Annotated in this window: 15 protein-coding genes and 3 tRNA genes; 8 read left to right on the top strand and 10 right to left on the bottom strand. The window is 45.1% G+C overall.

Translation table 11 applies throughout. The annotated features are described in order from the left end of the window. Positions 1-4 precede the first annotated feature (4 nt). The 6 genes from pspF to ACYX4W_RS08595 are packed head-to-tail and all read left to right on the top strand — an operon-like array spanning position 5 to position 6,541. The gene (gene pspF, locus ACYX4W_RS08620) at positions 5-1,126 is read left to right on the top strand and encodes a phage shock protein operon transcriptional activator (protein ID WP_476075284.1); all 1,122 of its coding nucleotides are present in this window, start codon (positions 5-7) and stop codon (positions 1,124-1,126) included. 3 nt (positions 1,127-1,129) lie between these two features. After that, positions 1,130-2,833 carry an ABC transporter substrate-binding protein gene (locus tag ACYX4W_RS08615; RefSeq protein WP_476075283.1) on the top strand — a complete coding sequence of 568 codons (1,704 nt, stop codon included), beginning with the start codon at positions 1,130-1,132 and terminating at the stop codon, positions 2,831-2,833. Continuing rightward, positions 2,830-3,861 (top strand): ABC transporter permease subunit, encoded by a 1,032-nt coding sequence (locus ACYX4W_RS08610; protein ID WP_476075282.1) that lies wholly within the window; start codon positions 2,830-2,832, stop codon positions 3,859-3,861. The genes ACYX4W_RS08615 and ACYX4W_RS08610 overlap by 4 nt, the downstream gene beginning before the upstream one ends. Next, complete coding sequence (locus tag ACYX4W_RS08605; protein WP_474808142.1) at positions 3,848-4,741, top strand: ABC transporter permease subunit; 894 nt, start codon at positions 3,848-3,850, stop codon at positions 4,739-4,741. Before ACYX4W_RS08610 ends, ACYX4W_RS08605 begins: the two co-directional genes overlap by 14 nt. Before the next feature lies 1 nt (position 4,742). After that, entirely contained in the window at positions 4,743-5,738 is a 996-nt protein-coding gene (locus tag ACYX4W_RS08600; RefSeq protein ID WP_179982689.1) for a peptide ABC transporter ATP-binding protein, read from the top strand. Then, positions 5,738-6,541, top strand: a complete 804-nt coding sequence (locus ACYX4W_RS08595; RefSeq protein ID WP_118489956.1) for an ATP-binding cassette domain-containing protein — start codon at positions 5,738-5,740, stop codon at positions 6,539-6,541. The genes ACYX4W_RS08600 and ACYX4W_RS08595 overlap by 1 nt, the downstream gene beginning before the upstream one ends. Before the next feature lie 52 nt (positions 6,542-6,593). Here ACYX4W_RS08595 and ACYX4W_RS08590 read toward each other — a convergent pair whose 3' ends face one another. From ACYX4W_RS08590 to ACYX4W_RS08545, 10 genes are all read right to left on the bottom strand, one after another. Further along, a complete protein-coding gene (locus ACYX4W_RS08590; protein WP_476075281.1) occupies positions 6,594-7,724 on the bottom strand; it encodes a sodium ion-translocating decarboxylase subunit beta in 1,131 nt (376 codons plus the stop codon). 3 nt (positions 7,725-7,727) lie between these two features. Further along, positions 7,728-9,542 (bottom strand): sodium-extruding oxaloacetate decarboxylase subunit alpha, encoded by a 1,815-nt coding sequence (gene oadA / locus ACYX4W_RS08585; RefSeq protein ID WP_476075280.1) that lies wholly within the window; start codon positions 9,540-9,542, stop codon positions 7,728-7,730. Positions 9,543-9,560: 18 nt separating this feature from the next. After that, complete coding sequence (locus ACYX4W_RS08580; RefSeq protein WP_474808148.1) at positions 9,561-9,836, bottom strand: OadG family protein; 276 nt, start codon at positions 9,834-9,836, stop codon at positions 9,561-9,563. Positions 9,837-10,096: 260 nt separating this feature from the next. Continuing rightward, a tRNA-Arg gene (locus ACYX4W_RS08575) sits at positions 10,097-10,173 on the bottom strand. 53 nt (positions 10,174-10,226) lie between these two features. Beyond that, positions 10,227-10,303, bottom strand: a tRNA-Arg gene (locus tag ACYX4W_RS08570). Positions 10,304-10,340: 37 nt separating this feature from the next. Further along, positions 10,341-10,432, bottom strand: a tRNA-Ser gene (locus ACYX4W_RS08565). 535 nt (positions 10,433-10,967) lie between these two features. After that, a protein-coding gene (locus ACYX4W_RS08560; protein ID WP_476073589.1) for an IS3 family transposase occupies positions 10,968-12,172 on the bottom strand; the annotation gives its coding sequence in 2 pieces (ribosomal slippage) (positions 10,968-11,800 and positions 11,800-12,172; 1,206 coding nt in all). A 109-nt stretch (positions 12,173-12,281) separates the two neighbouring features. Continuing rightward, positions 12,282-12,473, bottom strand: a complete 192-nt coding sequence (gene csrA, locus ACYX4W_RS08555) for a carbon storage regulator CsrA (protein ID WP_012517705.1) — start codon at positions 12,471-12,473, stop codon at positions 12,282-12,284. Between the two features lie 134 nt (positions 12,474-12,607). Further along, positions 12,608-15,205, bottom strand: coding sequence for an alanine--tRNA ligase (alaS, locus tag ACYX4W_RS08550; protein WP_476075279.1), 2,598 nt, complete (start codon positions 15,203-15,205; stop codon positions 12,608-12,610). Between the two features lie 299 nt (positions 15,206-15,504). Beyond that, entirely contained in the window at positions 15,505-15,954 is a 450-nt protein-coding gene (locus ACYX4W_RS08545) for a regulatory protein RecX (protein ID WP_476075278.1), read from the bottom strand. 119 nt (positions 15,955-16,073) lie between these two features. On the opposite strand from ACYX4W_RS08545, the gene ACYX4W_RS08540 reads away from it, so the two are divergent. Continuing rightward, a complete protein-coding gene (locus ACYX4W_RS08540; RefSeq protein ID WP_476075277.1) occupies positions 16,074-17,363 on the top strand; it encodes a GNAT family N-acetyltransferase in 1,290 nt (429 codons plus the stop codon). Continuing rightward, the gene (locus tag ACYX4W_RS08535; protein ID WP_476075454.1) at positions 17,353-19,425 is read left to right on the top strand and encodes a M13 family metallopeptidase; all 2,073 of its coding nucleotides are present in this window, start codon (positions 17,353-17,355) and stop codon (positions 19,423-19,425) included. Before ACYX4W_RS08540 ends, ACYX4W_RS08535 begins: the two co-directional genes overlap by 11 nt. Positions 19,426-19,487: the final 62 nt, after the last annotated feature.

Raw genomic sequence — 19,487 nt, 5'->3', positions numbered from 1 at the left:
TTTAATGAGTAGGTATCGACAGCAAGACAATTTACTTGGCCAAGCAAATAGTTTTCTAGAAGTTTTAGAGCAAATTTCACAGATTGCACCGCTAGATAAACCCGTCCTCGTCATTGGCGAACGAGGCACTGGTAAAGAGCTGATTGCTGCGCGCCTGCACTTCTTATCAAAGCGCTGGGATCAAAACTACATTAAGTTGAATTGCGCGGCACTAAGTGAAAGTTTATTAGAAAGTGAGCTTTTCGGTTATGAAGCTGGTGCCTTTACCGGCGCTTCGAAACGTCGCGAAGGTCGCTTTGAAGTGGCGCACAACGGTACCCTATTCCTTGACGAACTCGCTAACACATCGGGTCTTATTCAGGAAAAGCTACTGCGGGTAGTGGAATATGGTGAATTTGAGCGCGTAGGTGGCAGTAAGTCAGTAAAAACCGATGTACGCCTTATCGCAGCTACCAATGAAGATTTGCCAGCCCTTGCCGATGCCGGTGAATTTCGCGCAGACCTTCTCGATCGTCTTGCTTTTGACGTTATCACCATCCCGCCCCTTCGCGAGCGTCGAGAAGATATCATGATGTTAGCTGAAAACTTCGCTATTAATATGGCCCGTGAAATGGAAATGGAACTGTTTAGCGGCTTCACTGAAAAAGCAAAACGCACTCTGCTTGATTATGATTGGCCTGGTAATATCCGTGAGCTTAAAAATGTGGTCGAACGTGCAGTATACAGAACGAATAACCCCCACCTTCCCGTCCATGAAATAGTGTTAGACCCCTTCGAGTCAGCCTACCGTCCGAAAGGTAGAGTTAAAACAAATGATAGAGTGAGCGCCACAGATTCGCCTAACCTTGTTGCGCAGCCAGACACGCCAATGGTGAATGAACGTATTGAAAGTGCTGACGTTACACCACTTACCCCTGCTAAAACGCAGGAAATTGTCGAATATCCCATAGATTTGAAAGAACGCTCTCAACAACATGAGATAGATATGATAAAACAGGCACTTGCTGACAGTCAGTTTAATCAAAAGAAAACCGCTGAAAAATTGAGCCTGACTTATCATCAGCTGCGAGGCTATCTCAAAAAATATAACTTACTAGATTCTTCCGCTGAAAACGTCGAGGCGTAGAGCATGTCCCATGGTTTGGTGAAGCGTTTGTCATTATGTTTATGTACAGCGCTTCTTGTTGCATCCTGTGCTAAACAGAATAAACAAGCGTTTTATAATACGGGTATTATTTATTGTTCTGAAAGCAACCCAGTAACTTTTAATCCGCAGCTTGATACATCGAGCACAACCTCTGATGCATCATCTCACCAACTGTACGATAGACTACTTGATTTCGACCCCGATTCTGGTCGCATTGTGCCGAGTCTTGCTAGTAGCTGGCTAGTTAGTGATGACGGGCTCACCTACGCCTTTCAGCTTCGTAAAGATGTTTGGTTTCACACAACGGACTATTTCAAGCCAACACGAAACTTCAACGCAGACGATGTTATTTTTAGCATCAACCGATGGCGTTTGCGCTCGCATCCCTACCATTATGTGTCGGGTGGGCGTTATCCGTATTTTGAAAGTATTGGTCTTGCTCAAAATATTGCGTCAGTTGAACGGGTAAACGGCTATCGCGTTGAAATTACGCTTAAGCGTCGTGACAGCTCATTTTTGTCTAATTTAGCCACAGACTTCGCCGTTATTCTGTCAGAAGAATATGCCGAACAACTTGCTGAAGCTGGAACACCTAGCAAAATTGATGAACTTCCCGTTGGCACAGGACCGTTTAAATTCAACAGCTATCGCAAAGACCACTTTATTAAATATTTACGCCATGAAAACTATTGGCGCACACAGTCATTTGGAGAAGGTGACAACAGCGATAGCAACATAACATCAGAGCTACAAAGTTTAAGCCAACAAAAAAAGCTAAAAACGCCCTTGGTTGAGCAGCTCATTTTTGACATCACTCCAAGAAGTTCATTACGACTAGCTAAGCTGATGACTGGAGAATGTGATGCAACTGCATTCCCGGCACAAACGGAACTTGAAGTGATTCGAACAGAGGACGATCTGACATTAGCGGAAAAACCTGGGCTAAATGTAGGCTTTTGGGCCTTTAATACTCAGCGCCCGCCGTTTGACGACCCCGATGTAAGGCGAGCGCTCGCCGCGGCTATTGATAAAAACACCTTATTAGAAGCAGTTTATTTCGACAGTGCAACACGGGCTAAGACCCTGTTGCCTGCGGCTAGCTGGGCATTTCAAAACGATGCCGATGACACAGCTTACAACCCTGTTCTAGCGCGTAAGTTATTGGCCGATGCAGGAATAGCCCCTGGGTTTTCAATGACAATATGGGCCATGCCGGTCGAGCGCGCTTACAACCCCAACGCAACGAAGATGGCCGAGCTGATTCAGCGATACCTTCGCGATGTGGGCGTAGATGCAACTATCGTTAGCTACGATTGGGCTACATTTAGACGTCATCTACAAGAAGGTCTGCACGACTCCGTATTAATCGGCTGGTCTGCCGATAACGGCGACCCTGACAACTTTTATCGCCCCTTGTTGAGCTGCGGAGCAATCCCATCTGGAACGAACCGGGCAATGTGGTGCAATGATAGTTATGACAAGCTACTTAACGAGGCGCTTCAAACCGATGACATTGACGAGAGATTGGCTATTTACAAGCAAGTAAATAGGCTATTATACGAACGTCTTCCTGTGGTCCCCATTGCACATGCCTATCGCTATCAAGCATATAGAAATGAGTTAGAAGGCATGACTATTAATCCCTTTGGCGGTGTGCGTTTTGGCGGGGTAGAGAAAGCACTGTGATCCAAATTCTCCTTAGATATTGCACATTATTCATATTAACGCTTTTAGTGTTGACGATTATTTCGTTCTCGCTGGCCTACCTTTTTCCAGGCGATACGTTGGAAAACCTGACCGGGCTTGCGCCACAAAATGAGATGCAGCGCGCCGCGTTAGAGAAACAGTTTAAGCTAGACCAGTCCTATATTTTTCAGTTTATTTACTACGTAGGTAACTTGCTGACCGGTGACTGGGGCTATAGTTTTACGTCTGGTCTGCCTTTAAGAGAAGAAGTCGGTATTGCGATGCCAGCTACAATAGAACTGGCCACGTACGCAATGCTAATGGCCTTATTTATTGGCATCCCCTTAGGCTATTACGCCGGCATCCGCTGTTATTCAACGTCTGACCACTTAATAAATAGTGCGAGCATTACTACCTATTCTTTCCCTGTTTTTTGGTTCGCTCTGCTGCTTATTCTGGTATTTAGTTTAGAATTAGACGTGGCCCCATTGTCTGGTCGAATAAGTTTAATTTACGACATAGAGCCAGTAACAGGCTTTATTCTATTCGACGTTTTGCTGTCGGATATCGAAAACAAATCCTTAGCATTTAAAGATGCACTATCACACTTAGCGCTACCTACATTTGCTATTGGCGCCATAACCACGGCCTCGATGGTACGCATTACTCGGCGCTCAGTTATAGATGTAAAACATCGCCCCTATATTGCTGCAGCTGTGTCTCGCGGGCTTTCTAGTTGGCAAATATTCTTTCGCCATATACTACGTAATGCACTACTTCCCATTTTGCCGCTGATGGCAATTCAGATTACTACGCTTATAACCAATGCAATGATTGTTGAAACCTTGTTTTCATGGCCAGGCATTGGCAACTGGCTAATTCAAGCCATCTATCAACGGGATTACCCTGCTTTACGTATTGGTATGATGGCGGTATCCACGGTAGTAATTACCCTGACGATTCTGGTCGATGTATTAAACCGTATGATTGACCCAAGTAGAGAGAAATACGAGCGTGCCACAGTTTAGTTTGTACGAAGAAGAATTCCATCCCTCCCCTTGGCAACGGACCTGGGCTTCGTTCAAGGCTAGCCACATTTCTATGCTGGGTTTAATTCTGCTAGCGCTATTTGTGGTGTGCGCCTTATTCGCTCCTCTCATTACCCCTTATGACGCTGTTGAACAGAACATCGACGGATTGCTAATTCCGCCTAGCTGGTTAGCGAATGGTTCTATTACTCATTTGTTCGGCACAGACGCGTTAGGAAGAGACTTATTTACCCGTATTATTTACGGCTGCAGAACAACGCTGGGCTCGGCCTTCTTAACCGTAGTACTTGCGATGCTAGTTGGTGTAAGTTTAGGTACGCTTGCTGGTATGTTACGCGGGGTTCGCTCAAGTGTTGCGAATCACTTACTCGATGCGCTTATGGCGATCCCTACCCTACTGATTGCTATTATCATAGTTGCAATACTTGGTACGGGTTTGGTCAACAGTATGTGGGCTATCACCCTAGCCCTTATTCCTCAGTTTGTGCACCACACGCGCAGTTTCGTGCGGGCAGAAATGAAGAAAGACTACATTGTTGCGTCAACGCTTGACGGTGCAAGCAAATGGCAGCTCTTTGTACACTCTATTTTACCTAATATGACGGAAATGCTTGTGGTTCAAGGAACACTGGCTCTTTCTATCGCAGTTATTGATATCTCGGCGCTTGGCTTTTTAAGCTTGGGGGCTCAATCACCGTTACCTGAATTAGGTGTAATTCTAGCTGACGGATTAGACGTTACTTACCTAGCGCCTTGGAATGTAGCGGTACCCGGTATGGCGATATTTTTTATTGTACTGTCTATCAATATCGTGGGTGACGGCTTACGTTCTTCATTGAGAAAAAGGGTGAGTCACTAACATGCCAATGCTTGATATCAAAAACCTCACCTTAGAAATGCAAAACGGTGACAGCACCATAAAGGCTCTGGACAAGGTAAATTTGTCAGTGAGTTCAGGCGAGATTCGTGCACTTGTGGGCGAGTCAGGTTCTGGTAAAAGCCTTATTGTATCGGCGATATGCGGAGCGCTTCCAAACCAGTGGAATTTAACCGCCGACCGCATGAGCTGGAATGGAGAAAACCTATTAGGTATGTCGGTTCAACAGCGCCGTGAAGTGATGCGCCGTGAAATTGCGGTGGTTTTTCAAAACCCGCAAGCGGCGCTTGACCCGTCGGCCACGCTTGGTGAACAGCTTGAAGAAAGCATTCCTGATGAATTTGTTGAAGGTAGCTGGTTTTGGCAACGTGCGCAGCACAGAAAGAAGATAGCGATAAGTACTGTACATAAGGTGGGAATAAAGCATCACAAACATTACTTAAGTGCATTCCCTCACCAAATTCCCGCTGATATTGGGCAAAAGTTCATGATAGCGATGGCGCTAGTGTCTCAACCCAAATTACTTATCGCAGATGATCCCACTCGAGGTATGGAGCCCACAACCAAGACGCAGATCCTAAAACTCTTTACGCGTCTTAATCAAACTCGCTCGCTATCGATTTTGTTTGTCAGCCATGATTTGCTTGCCATTGCGAGTATGTCGCATTCAATGACAGTTCTTTACGCGGGGCAAACGGTAGAATCGGGAAAGATGAAGCACATTAAAAAGCGCCCTCTTCACCCTTACACTAAGGCGCTATTAGACAGTGCGCCAAGCTTCAGAAAGGACTTACCGCCTAAGTCTGCGCTACCTACGTTAAGCGGCTCTATACCAACGCTACAACATTTGCCTATTGGTTGTCGTTTAGGCCCCCGCTGTCCACGAGCCCAGCGTGCTTGTGTGCAAACGCCCGCCGTACGCAAAATTCACGATCATAGCTACAGCTGTCATTACCCGCTACATATGGAGAAGCTGTGATGGACATTTTGCAGGTAAAAGACCTTACGTTTATACATAACGAAAAGAAGCGCTGGTTAAAGCGGCCTGAGGTATTTCAACTTGGCCCGGTTAATATGAGCGTTAAACGAGGGGAAACTATTGCCATCATAGGGGAAAACCGTTCGGGTAAATCCCTTCTTGCTAAATTATTAGTTGGCGCCCTACCTGCCGATGCGGGTGAAATTGAAATAAACACTCACAAGTATTTAGCCAAGTACCAGTCAAAAGACGGCCAACGCAAGCGGACCCACGACATTCGTATGATTCTGCAACACAGTGCGGAATCGATGAATCCATCGGTTCCGGTAGGCAAAATCTTAGACGAACCCTTGCGTTTGAATACGGGCCTTAGCGAAGCCGAACGCAAGCCTATTATCGAAGATATGTTGGTAAAAGTAGGGTTACTACGCGAGCATTATTATTTTTACCGGCACATGCTTTCTGACGGCCAACAGCAGCGCGTGGCATTGGCTAGGGCTATAGTACTAAAACCCAAAGTGCTTGTTGCAGATGAACCCTTTGCTGCATTAGACCCTACTATTCGCTCGCAGACAGTGAACCTAATACTGCAACTACAGCAAGAGCTGGGCTTAGCATTTATCTTCATCAGCCATAATTTAGGGATTGTCCGGCATATTGCAGATAGAGTTGTGGTGATGGAAGGCGGCGAAATTGTGGAGGAAGGTAAAACTGAAACTATTTTCAGATGGCCGCAGCACACCCGAACAAAGAAACTGGTTACCGCTTACCAGTCGCTAGTGCCGCAAAATACAATCCGTTAAAGCGCTGAGGGCAGTAAACTGCCCTCTCAATATCAAATTTGCGTTACGCTAGTTAGCCAACCAGTGCTAGCAAAATACCTGCAGCGACCGCACTTCCTAAAACACCGGCTACATTAGGCCCCATTGCATGCATCAACAGGAAGTTATGAGGGTTTGCTTCTAAGCCAACCTTATTCACGACTCGCGCCGCCATAGGCACGGCAGATACACCCGCAGCACCAATGAGCGGGTTTATACTCCCGCCCGATAGCTTACTCATTAACTTAGCCATTAACACGCCAGCAGCGGTTCCTATACCAAATGCAATTGCGCCTAGGCCCAGAATACCCAAGGTTTCCACTGTAAGGAATGCCTCAGCTGATAGCTTAGAACCCACGGCTAAACCGAGGAATATGGTCACGGTATTGATAAGTTCGTTTTGGGCTGTTTTACTTAACCTGTCGACAACGCCACATTCTTTCATCAAATTACCAAAGCAGAACATACCTACGAGCGGCGTTGCGGCTGGTAAAAACAAAATGGTCATAAACAACACGGCGAGCGGAAAGATAATTTTTTCACGCTTTAAAACAGGTCGAAGTTGGCCCATTTTAATTTCGCGTTCCTCTTTTGTGGTCAGCGCTTTCATAATGGGCGGCTGGATAATAGGCACCAGCGCCATGTAAGAATAAGCGGCAACCGCAATAGCACCTAGTAAGTCAGGGGCTAAACGTGAAGCAAGGAAGATGGCCGTCGGCCCATCTGCGCCCCCTATAATGGCAATAGCGCTTGCATCTTTTAGTGTAAATTCGAAACCAGGAATAAGGTTTAACGCAATAGCGCCAAATAGGGTCGCAAAAATACCGAACTGTGCGGCTGCGCCAAGCAGTAACATTCTAGGGTTTGCAATAAGCGCGCTGAAGTCTGTCATTGCACCTACTCCCATAAAAATGAGCAATGGGAAGACGCCTGTATCAATGCCAATTTTATAGATGTAGTGCAGTAAGCCACCCGCTTCTGAAAAACCAGCAATTGGAATGTTCGTAAGCAGTGCTCCAAAACCAATGGGTAATAAGAGCAGTGGCTCAAACTTCTTAACAATGGCTAAATAGAGTAACCCGAAGCCTACCGCCATCATGACGAGCTGGCCTGCTTCAAAATGCGCAAGTGCGGTACTATCCCAAAGTACCATTAACTTATCCATGTATTACCCCAATAAGATTAACGGTTGACCGCTAGTTACAGCATCGCCTTCACCCACGGAAATGTCAGTGACCGTACCGGTATACGCTGAACGGATCTCTGTTTCCATTTTCATGGCTTCGAGGATCATCACTACATCACCTTCAGATACACTATCGCCAGTTCGTACTAATACTTTGAATACGTTACCCGCTAGTGGCGCATCAATTGACTGCGATGACGCAGCGGCAGGTGAAGCTGTGCTAACAGTTTGTTGCTGGGGTTGAGACGTATTGGCTGGCGTAACGCTTGTTAGCGTACCTGAGGGTGCCACTTCTACGCGATACACTTTACCATCTACGTTTACATCATATGATTCAGCCGAGGTTGCACTTTGCGCGTTCGACGCTGTGCTAACTGGTTCTGGCGCAAGGGTATCACTAGCCTTTTGAGCGCCCGGTGCAGGTTCAAACGCATCAGGATTGCCGCGATTTTCGATAAACTTAAGGCCGATCTGGGGAAATAGAGCATAAGTCAGCACATCATCAATTTTATCATCTGACAGCGAAAGTTGTTTTTTCTCGGCCAGTTCATCTAGCTCATTACTCAGCGCATCAAGTTCAGGCGCAATGTTATCAGCAGGTCTGCATGTTACAGGCTCTGCACCATCTAGCACACGCTCTTGTAGTTCCTTGTTTACTGGAGCCGCAGTAGCACCATACTCGCCTTTAAGTACACCAGCCGTTTCTTTGGTAATGCTCTTATAGCGCTCGCCAGTTAGCACATTAAGTACCGACTGCGTACCGACAATTTGCGAGGTGGGCGTTACAAGAGGGATAAACCCAAGATCTTCACGTACCCGAGGGATTTCTTTTAACACCTCTTCAAACTTATCTTCAGCACCCTGCTCTTTTAGCTGACTTTCCATGTTGGTTAGCATGCCACCTGGCACTTGGGCCAGCAGGATACGTGCATCTACACCTTTAAGGCTTCCTTCAAATTTGCTGTATTTCTTTCTGACTTCTCTAAAATAACTCGCAATGTCTTCCAGTTCAGGTAACGCAATACCCGTGTCGCGTTCTGTGCCTTCAACGATTGAGACCATAGTTTCCGTTGCGCTGTGACCGTAGGTCATGCTCATTGATGAAATAGCTGTATCGAGCATATCAATACCGGCATCGATGGCCTTTTGGTAAGTTGCCGTGCTCAAACCTGTTGTGGCGTGGCACTGCATGGCGATAGGCACATCGACGGTTTCTTTTAACCCTGTAATTAACGCTTCGCACTCATAGGGTTTTAAAAGCCCGGCCATGTCTTTTACACAGATAGAATGCACGCCGAGATCTTCAAGTTGTTTAGCCATATCTAGCCACAGCTCTAGATTATGCACAGGACTTACTGTGTAAGAAATCGTGCCTTGCGCGTGAGCGCCGCTGTCTATGGTAGCTTTAATAGCAGTTTTCAAATTTCTGATGTCATTCATGGCATCAAAAATCCTAAATACGTCTACACCGCTTTCGTGAGCGCGCTCTACAAAGCGAGTAACGACATCGTCAGCATAGTGGCGATAACCCAATAAGTTTTGACCACGCAATAACATTTGCTGTTTGGTATTGGGCATGGCTGCCTTTAACTTACGAATACGCTCCCATGGGTCTTCTCCCAAGTAACGGATACAGGCGTCAAAGGTCGCACCGCCCCAAGATTCAACAGACCAAAAGCCTGCCTTATCTAACTTTTCAGCAATGGGAAGCATGTCCTCAATACGCATACGCGTAGCAAGAAGCGATTGATGGGCATCACGCAGGACCAGCTCGGTAAGGGCCAGAGGCTTAGACATGGTAACTCCTGATATGGATTATTTTTTAGAATTTTGGCGATGGGTATGAATTGCAGCAGAAATAGCAGCGATGACATTACCGTCTATTCCTGGTTGTACCGCTTGATCGTTTCGGCTCAACTTAGCTGAAGTAGCTAAAGGCTCTGATGTTTCACCTGGAAATGCTTCACAAAAACGTGCAATCAAATGAATGCCGACAATAAGCAGTCCCAAGAATGAAAAGACAAATACCATTCCTATGAGCATAAGAGAGCCTGCTTCAATGAGCAAACTAGCGACGGATTCCGAATTCATATTCAATCCTGTTGTTATTTTGTACCTGAATAAGTATCACGAGGTTTTTCAAAACACAACAAAACAGCATAAAAAACCACTTAAAATTGAATAAACCCCCACAATATGAAACTTAATGCATTATTACTTAATAAATTTGCAACATATGCATTGTATTTATATGAAGCTGGGGCTTTATGCGAAAGTAGCTTAGAAAGAAAAGAAGAATTGAAGGATTTAAGAAATGAAAAAGCCCACCTAAAAAGGTGGGCTCTTCAATATGGCGCGTGTGGAAGGATTCGAACCTCCGACCGCCTGGTTCGTAGCCAGGTACTCTATCCAGCTGAGCTACACACGCGTTAACTTGTTTACTTTTGAATATTACCTCAAAAGGTGACGCTTTAAAATAAGTGGCGCGTGTGGAAGGATTCGAACCTCCGACCGCCTGGTTCGTAGCCAGGTACTCTATCCAGCTGAGCTACACACGCGCAAAACTTGTTGTTGGCCGTCACTGCCAACGAATAATGGCGGAGAGGGAGGGATTCGAACCCTCGATACGCGTATATGCGTATGGTTCCTTAGCAGGGAACTGGTTTCAGCCACTCACCCACCTCTCCTTGACTGCGGGGTGCATTTTACGGATTCATTGGCCTGAGTCAAACCTTTTTTATAAAGAAATTGTTCACTCGCTGCCATTTTAAACGATTCGAACAAAAAACCAGTAAATTGTTCGCAATACAAACAATTAAATCAGATTTCATTTGTCACTATTAACCAATTTGTATTTGAAACTACAAGGCCCCTTTACCTTTGTCACCACTTTTTCTTTGTTAATGTGCACAAATTTTCAAAAATAATGTCAGTTATTTTTAAATATTCTCGCCTCAATTCAGCTGCACCGCTGTGTATTGCTCGCTTGAGTTCTACTTACGCGCTTTAAGGCCGCTGATAAAAAGCTTTAGCAGGTTTTCTGTATCGCTTCTAGAAAAGGTATAGGTTAAAAAGCAGGCCATGCAAAGTGGACTGTCCAAGTTGCTACCTTTATGCCTAAAACGCTTACTTAATGATTTTATGTTTTTCAATCGCTTCAAAGTTTTTGTTAGCGGGGAGTGCTAGATGACTAGTCCTGAAATAGGTTGACACTTATTTCGGTTAAAACGCCCGATGTATTTCATCGGGCGTTTTGTATTTAAGAGCCAGATGTGGCCTCCTACCATTATAGATTGTTACTGACTCTGCAACCATCTTTCTCGCTTCTTCTAAATCTCTTGGCTTATGGAGTAAGTATTCATTTTTAAGAATACCGTTTATCCGCTCTGCAAGGGCGTTTTGATAGCAGTCGTAGCCATCTGTCATTGAGCACTGTACATCATGTTTTCTATGGAGTTTTTGATACTCTTCTGAGCAATACTGTATACCTCTGTCAGAATGATGTACGAGTTTTTCGTTTGTACTTTTTTGTTTAAGCGCTCGAGTAAATGCTTGCTTTACTGACTGCGTTCGCATGTTATCGTCGACCTGATAGCCCACAATCTTCCGCGAATAAGCATCTGTAATGAGACTCACATAACTCTCTCCAGTTCGCGTCGGTAAGTACGTGATATCCGCTACCCATAGCTGATTGGGTTTATCCGCTTTTAACCCCGCTTTAATAAGGTTGGGATGACAGCGGAACCGATGATGACTGTTCGTTGTTTTGTGATAGGCACGCTTTGTAGGCACTAATAGACGCCTTTCTCTTAGTAAATTAAAGAGATGATCCCTACCAATATCTATTTTTACGAGCGCAAGAAGATACTGTAATTTCCTAGCACCGATGCGAGGTTGAATCATTCGCTCATGACGTACGAATTGAATGACTCTAGCCTCATGCGCTTCGCGCTTGATTGAACGAGCACAATGTTGGTAATAGGCCTGGCGAGAAATATTCAGATAACGACAAGCTTTGGCTACGGAAACCCCGTCTATCACTTTTTCCTGGATGACTTTCTTTTGCGCTTTTTTACAACGCTTACTCCATAATCAGTTTCAAGAACATTCACGACGGCTTCAAAGAAATCAGCTTTCATTTTCGTATCAGCAAGCTCTTTCTCCAGTGCCTTAATACGCTGTTCTGGAGTGAACTCTACTTTGGACTTATCCACGCAGTTACCTCGTTTAAGAAACTCAGGTGTACCATCCGTCCAATTTAAACGACCATGCTTACGAAGCCAAACTAAAACCGTTGAACACCCCTGAATTCCGTAGTGGTCTTGTGCTTGTTTATATGTGAATTCGCCTTTTTCAACTTGGTCTACAACGGCCAGTTTAAAAGCGAGGGAATAATCGCGTTGAGTTCTTTTGCTATTTGATTTCATTACACTCTCCAAATTAAGTTTGAAAAGTGTCAACGCTATTTAGGATGGGTCAAGAAAAACAAAAAAGGCCAGCAATAGCTGACCTTTTCCTATGAAGCGTATTATGCAATTATTCTGCAGAGCCTGGCTGACCGCCTTTTTCTGCCTGAATGCGCATATATATTTCTTCACGGTGCACAGAAACTTCTTTTGGTGCGTTAACACCTATACGTACCTGATTCCCTTTTACGCCTAGTACGGTAACGGTTACATCGTCACCTACCATAAGCGTTTCACCAACTCGACGAGTCAAAATAAGCATTCGCTTGCTCCTGTTCCTTAATACTGAACATCATCCATTAATATTTGCCAACCCAACGGCACGACCCGATGGTAGCGACAGTGATTCCCTGTTTCTGTGTCACTTCAAAAACTCACTGTTATACACAAAAATAATTATAGCTTATCTTGTAACCAAGCGTTAACCGAATCTAGTGCCTGGTTCAAGTTTTCAGGCTGATCTCCACCTGCCTGTGCCATGTCAGGACGTCCGCCTCCTTTGCCACCTACTTGAGATGCAACAAAGTTAACCAGCTCGCCTGCCTTTACTTTACCGGTGAGGTTTTTAGTAACGCCAGCAATAAGATTCACTTTCGCATCGTTGGCCACACCTAATACTACGATCCCTTCGCCAATTCGGTTTTTAATGTCATCCATCATTGAACGCAACGACTTCGCTTCAACACCTTCCAAATTCGCAACAAGAACTTTAACGCCATTTATTTCTACTGCATTACTAAGCATATCAGCACCTTGCTGACTCGCCAGTTTTTGTTTCGCAGAATTGAGCGCTTTTTCTAGTTCTTTAGTCTGATTTTGTAAAGAAACTATGCGATCGAGTACATTTTGGCTGTCAGTTTTCAGTAAACCAGACAGCGAAGCCAAGGTAGCCTGTTGTGCTTGTACAACTTCAAGGGCTTGCTCACCTGTAACCGCTTCGATGCGTCGAACGCCCGAAGCAATACCCGCCTCACTGGTAATTTTAAACAAGCCGATGTCGCCTGTGCGCGTAACGTGTGTACCGCCACATAGCTCTACTGAGAATGGGCCCATGGTTACAACGCGAACTTTTTCATCGTACTTTTCGCCAAATAGCGCCATAGCACCTGATGCTTTGGCTTCTTCTAGGTCCATAAGCTCAGTGGCTAGAGTATGATTTGCGCGTATCTCTTGGTTAACGCGTTTTTCAATCTCTGTAAGTTGCTCAGCGGTAACCGCCTCAAAATGGGAAAAATCAAAACGCATACGAGACGCTTCAACCAATGAGCCTTTTTGCGTTACGTGCTCACCAAGAATTTCACGTAGCGCGGCGTGAAGTAAGTGGGTAGCACTGTGATTCTTTTTGATGGCTTCACGGTTTCCAGAATCAATTGCCGCCGTTGCCGTATCACCTTTAGACACCGAGCCTTTAGCAATACCTTTGTGAGCAAATGCATTACCCATTTTTTGGGTGTCAGTAACAATGAATTCACCGTTTGCCACGCGAAGCACACCTTTATCACCTGCTTGACCACCGCTTTCAGCGTAGAACGGTGTGCTATCTAATACCACAACGCCTTCCTGACCGTCTTCTAGCTTTTCTACGAATGCATTGTCGGCAATAAGTTCAACCACATTAGCCTGCCCTTCTACATCGGTATAACCTGTGAATGAGGTTGTGTGGTCAATGGCAAGTTTGCTGTTGTAGTCTGCACCAAAGTTACTTGCCTGCTGAGCACGAGCGCGCTGTGCTTGCATAGCAGCCTCAAACCCTTCTTCGTCAATCTTAAGGTCATGCTCACGAGCCACATCGTTTGTTAAATCTGTAGGGAAACCATAAGTGTCGTAAAGCTTAAACACTACATCGCCTGGTACTGTATCGCCTTCCAGGGTTTCCAGAGTATCGTTTAGAATAGCCATACCACGAGCTAGGGTTTTGCTAAACTGCTCTTCTTCAACGCGCAGTACTTTTTCAATAACAGGCAGCTGGTCGACAAGTTCCGGATACGCCTCGCCCATTTCTTTAGCCAGTGATGCCACCAGCTTATAGAAGAAGATATCGTTTGCGCCTAGCTGGTAGCCATGTCGAACCGCACGACGAATAATACGGCGCAACACATAGCCTCGCCCTTCATTGGTAGGCATTACACCATCACAAATTAAGAAGCTGCACGAACGGATATGATCGGCAATAACACGCAAAGATTTGTTTTCTAAGTCGTCAGTACCAACAATTGATGCCGCTGACTTGATCAAGTTTTGGAACAGGTCAATTTCGTAGTTGCTGTGCACGTTTTGCAAAATAGCTGAAATACGCTCAAGGCCCATTCCCGTATCGATAGACGGTTTTGGCAGCGGCTCCATGGTACCGTCAGCTTGCTTATTAAACTGCATAAATACCAAGTTCCAGATCTCAATGAAACGGTCGCCGTCTTCTTCAGGCGTTCCCGGAGGGCCACCCCAGATGTGTGCACCGTGGTCATAAAAGATCTCAGAGCAAGGGCCACAAGGACCAGTATCACCCATTGACCAGAAGTTATCTGATGTGCTGATACGGATGATTTTTTCTTTAGGCACACCGATGTGGTTTTCCCAAATATCGAACGCTTCGTCGTCGTCAGAGTAAACGGTAACGAGTAACTTTTCTTTTGGTAAACCGACTTCTTTAGTTAGAAAGTTCCATGCAAATTCGATCGCTTCTTTTTTGAAATAATCGCCGAAACTAAAGTTACCCATCATTTCGAAAAAAGTATGGTGACGGGCGGTATAACCTACGTTTTCAAGGTCGTTGTGTTTACCACCGGCGCGCACACAGCGCTGCGAAGAGACTGCTCGAGTATAACTACGCTTTTCTGCACCTAAGAAGCAGTCTTTAAACTGGTTCATGCCCGCGTTGGTAAAAAGAAGTGTGGGATCATCTGCCGGCACCAGTGACGAGCTTGCCACTGCCTGATGGCCATGGCTTTTAAAATAATCGATAAACTTGTTACGTAAGTCAGCAGTTGATAATGTCATTGAAAACCTAACTTCCTTTATTCTATTTTTGAAACGTGCGAATTGCCTGTTTGATAAGACTTATAATCGGGACATTTCGTCATTACTCAATGTGCCACACCTTATTACCATTCTTTGAATAGTAAAAATGCGCACAAATTTGCGCAACAATACCACGGAAAGCGCAATTTTGTTAAGTGGCAAGGGCACGAGATACCGCCAAATTTTACCTAATTTAGTAAAAAATAGCGGATATTCGTTTGGGTGATTAGTATGAAGGTGCGGAGCGTGGCAAAACTGGCCGAAAAGAAACGTTTAGTTTAATTAGCACTAACCGCATAATCGATGTGTTCCTGGTAAAAACCACGGTATTGCAAAAATTGTTTTTGCTTTTGCCTTAAGGCGAATTCTGTTTCATAAAACTCGCCAAACTTTTTTTCTTTTACTTTTTTCGCACTTTCAAACCAGTCAGCATCAATCTCTGCCATTGCATGCTCAGCAGTACTCTCGTCTACACCATATTGCTGTAAGTCTAGTTTTATTGCACGAGGCCCCTTTCCTTTTAAATACAGTGCGCGCGCTCGGCTTTCAGCAAACCTAGCGTCACTTTGAATATCAGCGTCTTTAAATTCCTCCAGAATAGGCATGAAAGCCTCACTCACTATTCCTTTTTGCTGTAGCTTGCGCACTACCTCGTTAAAGCTATGCTCTCGTCGTGCCAGCATGCGAGTAATCGCGTCGGTAATGATTTTTCGATCGAACTCTGACATTTTTGTAAACTTACTCTTCTGTATTAAACGTAGAAACCGCGTTATTTTAGCGCTAAATACTCGTATATTGCGACTATCTAAGCGTTTTACGCACAAAACCTCTACATGATATTAATTGCATGACAGCACCTGACTATTGCATAACAATAATAGATTCTATCGAACAGCTTTCGAAAGAGCGTTGGCAACAACTTGCAAAAAATGCGGGCCCTTTTCTTTCTTATGAGTTTTTGCATGCATTGGAAAACAGCGGTTCGTGTAAAAATGAATCGGGTTGGCAACCTTGCCATATTGCTTTAACTCATGATCACCAAGAAGAAGTCAGCATCATTATTCCTGGTTTTCTAAAAACGCATAGCTATGGCGAGTATGTATTTGATCATGCATGGGCCAACGCATATGCACAGCACGGGCTCGACTATTATCCTAAATGGATATCAGCAATTCCTTTCACCCCTGTTACAGGCCCAAGGATACTTTGCGATGATAGCGTAACCCTAACGCACGCTCTTATGGAGAAACTGGAGCATACTTTGACAGAGTATGTAGCATCAGCGTTTGGGGAAGAGCTTTCTTCTTTTCACTACCTGTTCACCAACGAGAGAACGTCGGCACAACTTTCGGTTAACGGCGAAACGCAAGCTTCGGCTTTAACCCATGCTGCAACCCGTTACTTAACTCGTTACGCCGTTCAGTTTCAGTGGCATAACTACGGGTATGGTGACTTCGACGATTTTCTTAACGCACTGACATCCCGCAAAAGGAAAGACATAAAGAAAAGTCGCCGTAAACTCAGTGAGGGAGGCGTTCGATTTACCCACCATACGGGAAGTGAAATTAGCCCAGAAACTCTGCAATTTTTCACAAAGTGTTACAAAGCAACCTATTTAAAACGCAGCGGTCACGTGGGATATTTAAATGATGCGTTCTTTGAGCAACTTGTCGACACCATGAGTGACAACATGCTTATCGTAACTGCAATAGAAAATGAAGTTGCGGTAGCCAGCGCCCTATTTTTCTATGATGAAACAGGGCTGTATGGCAGATACTGGGGAGCACTTAAAGAAATAGACGGGTTACACTTTGCCTGCTGTTATTTTGAGGGCATCGAATTTGCGATTTCGAAAAAGCTAGAGTTATTCAACCCCGGAACCCAGGGTGAGCATAAAATACTTCGAGGTTTCGAGCCTATTTATTGCCGTTCACACCACAAATTAAAACATGCATCGTTCCACAGTGCTGTAGCAGACTTTTTACAGCGCGAAACGCCGCATATCGCAAGCTATTTTAATCAGGCACGGAATGCTTTACCGTTTAACAAGGAATTTGTGCCTACTTTAAAAACAACGAGTGTCACTGCACCTAACGACGACACTTATAATCACAACGAGAAAAATGATGAAACATAAACTTTTAGCCGTAGCGATTGCGGCATCTTTGGGCCTTGCAGGCTGCGGCCAGCCTGAGCAAGCAAAAGAACAAACTCAGGAAAGCACTGTTGAGGCGAAAGGTGAAGCAGAGCTAGGTTCTTTCGGCGTTGATTTAAGCGCGCGCAACGAAGCAGTAAAACCTGGTGACGACTTCTTTATGTACGCCAGCGGAACATGGTACGACAACTATGAACTTCCTGCAGATAAAACCCGCTATGGCGCGTTTACTGGTCTAGCGGAACGCAGTGAAGAGCAGGTTAAAAACATCATCGATGGGCTTATGGAGAAAACGTCTCTAAATGAAGAAGAGCAGCTTGTTCATGACTTCTTTGTTGCCTATATGGACACCGATACCATTAATGAAAAAGGTATTGAGCCAATTCAGGACGTACTAACTTCGATAGAAAGCATCGAAAATAGAACTGACCTAACCAAAGCTTTTGGTAATAGCTGGCTGGTGGGTTCAAGTACTCCTATTTATGGTGGCATGTGGTACAACCGCCTTGATCCGAACGAATACCAGCTAAGCGTTGGTGTAGGTGGTTTAGGCCTTCCTGATCGTGACTATTACTTAAGCGATAGCGAACGCTTTGTTAAGATCCGCGAAGCTTATGTAGCACATATTGAGGAAATGCTTAATTTTGCAGGCGAAGAAAACGCAGCAGAAAAAGCAGCGAACATTCTTGCTCTTGAAACACAAATTGCAGACATTCAGTGGCCTCGCGAAAAACGCCGTGACCGCGACCTAACGCTTAACCAAATTGAGCGTAGTAAACTGTCTGACGCATACCCAGGTTTTGATTGGGACACGTATTTTGCTCAAACCGGCTACAAAGTGCCTGAGCTGAATATTTCACAGCCAGAGCCTGTAAAAGACGTTATTAAAATTATTAACGAAGCTGACTTAGCCGATTGGAAATCCTATTTGAAGTATCACACTATTTCAAATAACGCTGGCTTCCTTTCAGAAGATATCTACTTAGCTAATTTTGACTTCTTCGGTCGCACGCTAAGCGGCCAGCAAGAGCCTCGCCCTCGCTGGAAACGTGCGGTAAGCCAAATGTCTGGCACTGAATCTCTAGGTTTTGCTATTGGTAAGATTTACGTTAATGAATACTTCCCCGAGAGCTCAAAAGAGCAAATGGCGGAATTGGTTGAGAACTTGCGTACAGCGCTAGGTGAGCGTATTGAAAACCTAGACTGGATGAGCGAAGAAACCAAGGTTAACGCCAAAGAAAAGCTAATGGCGTTTAACCCTAAAATTGGCTACCCAGATGAATGGCAGTCTTTCGATGGCGTAACCATTAGCGACAAAGACTTAGTGGGCAATGTACGCAACCTGCGTACTTTCTTCCAAGACCAGTCAATAGAGCGCGAGCTAGAGAAAACGGACCGCAATCGTTGGGGTATGACACCGCAGCGCGTTAATGCCTACTACAATAGCTCGTTCAATGAGATTGTATTCCCAGCGGCTATTTTACAACCGCCATTCTTCGACCCTAATGCCGATGCAGCTGTGAACTACGGTGCTATTGGTGCGGTAATTGGTCATGAGATGGGCCACGGTTTTGACGACCAAGGTTCAAAATCTGATGCAAACGGTATTCAGCGCAACTGGTGGACCGATGCTGACCGTGCAGCATTTGAAGAAAAAGCAGACATGCTAGCCGAGCAATACAGCCAATACGAGCCTATCGAGGGTAACTTCGTAAACGGTCGCAACAGCTTGGGTGAGAACATTGGCGATGTAGGCGGTCTAGCTATGGCCTACCACGCCTACAAGCTTAGCCTTAACGGCAAAGAGGCGCCGGTCATTGACGGCCTAACAGGCGACCAGCGTTTCTTCCTAGCTTGGGCACAAGTGTGGAAAGAAAAGCGCACCGAAGAAAGCATGCTTAACCAACTACGTGCAGGTACACACGCACCAGGCCGTTATCGTGCTCAAGCGCCAAGAAACCACGATGCATGGTACGAGGCGTTTGATGTGAAGCCAGGTGATGCACTTTATCTTGCGCCAGAAGAGCGTGTAAGAATTTGGTAATTCGTTGAGTTAGTCACTTAGTGAGCTCATGCTAGATTCTCGCGCCGGCTAGCGACTTGTAT

It is taken from the genome of Alteromonas sp. ABH4_454, assembly GCF_056311775.1.
Note: the sequence above shows the minus strand (reverse complement) of the source record. Positions and strands in the feature narration are given on the sequence as shown.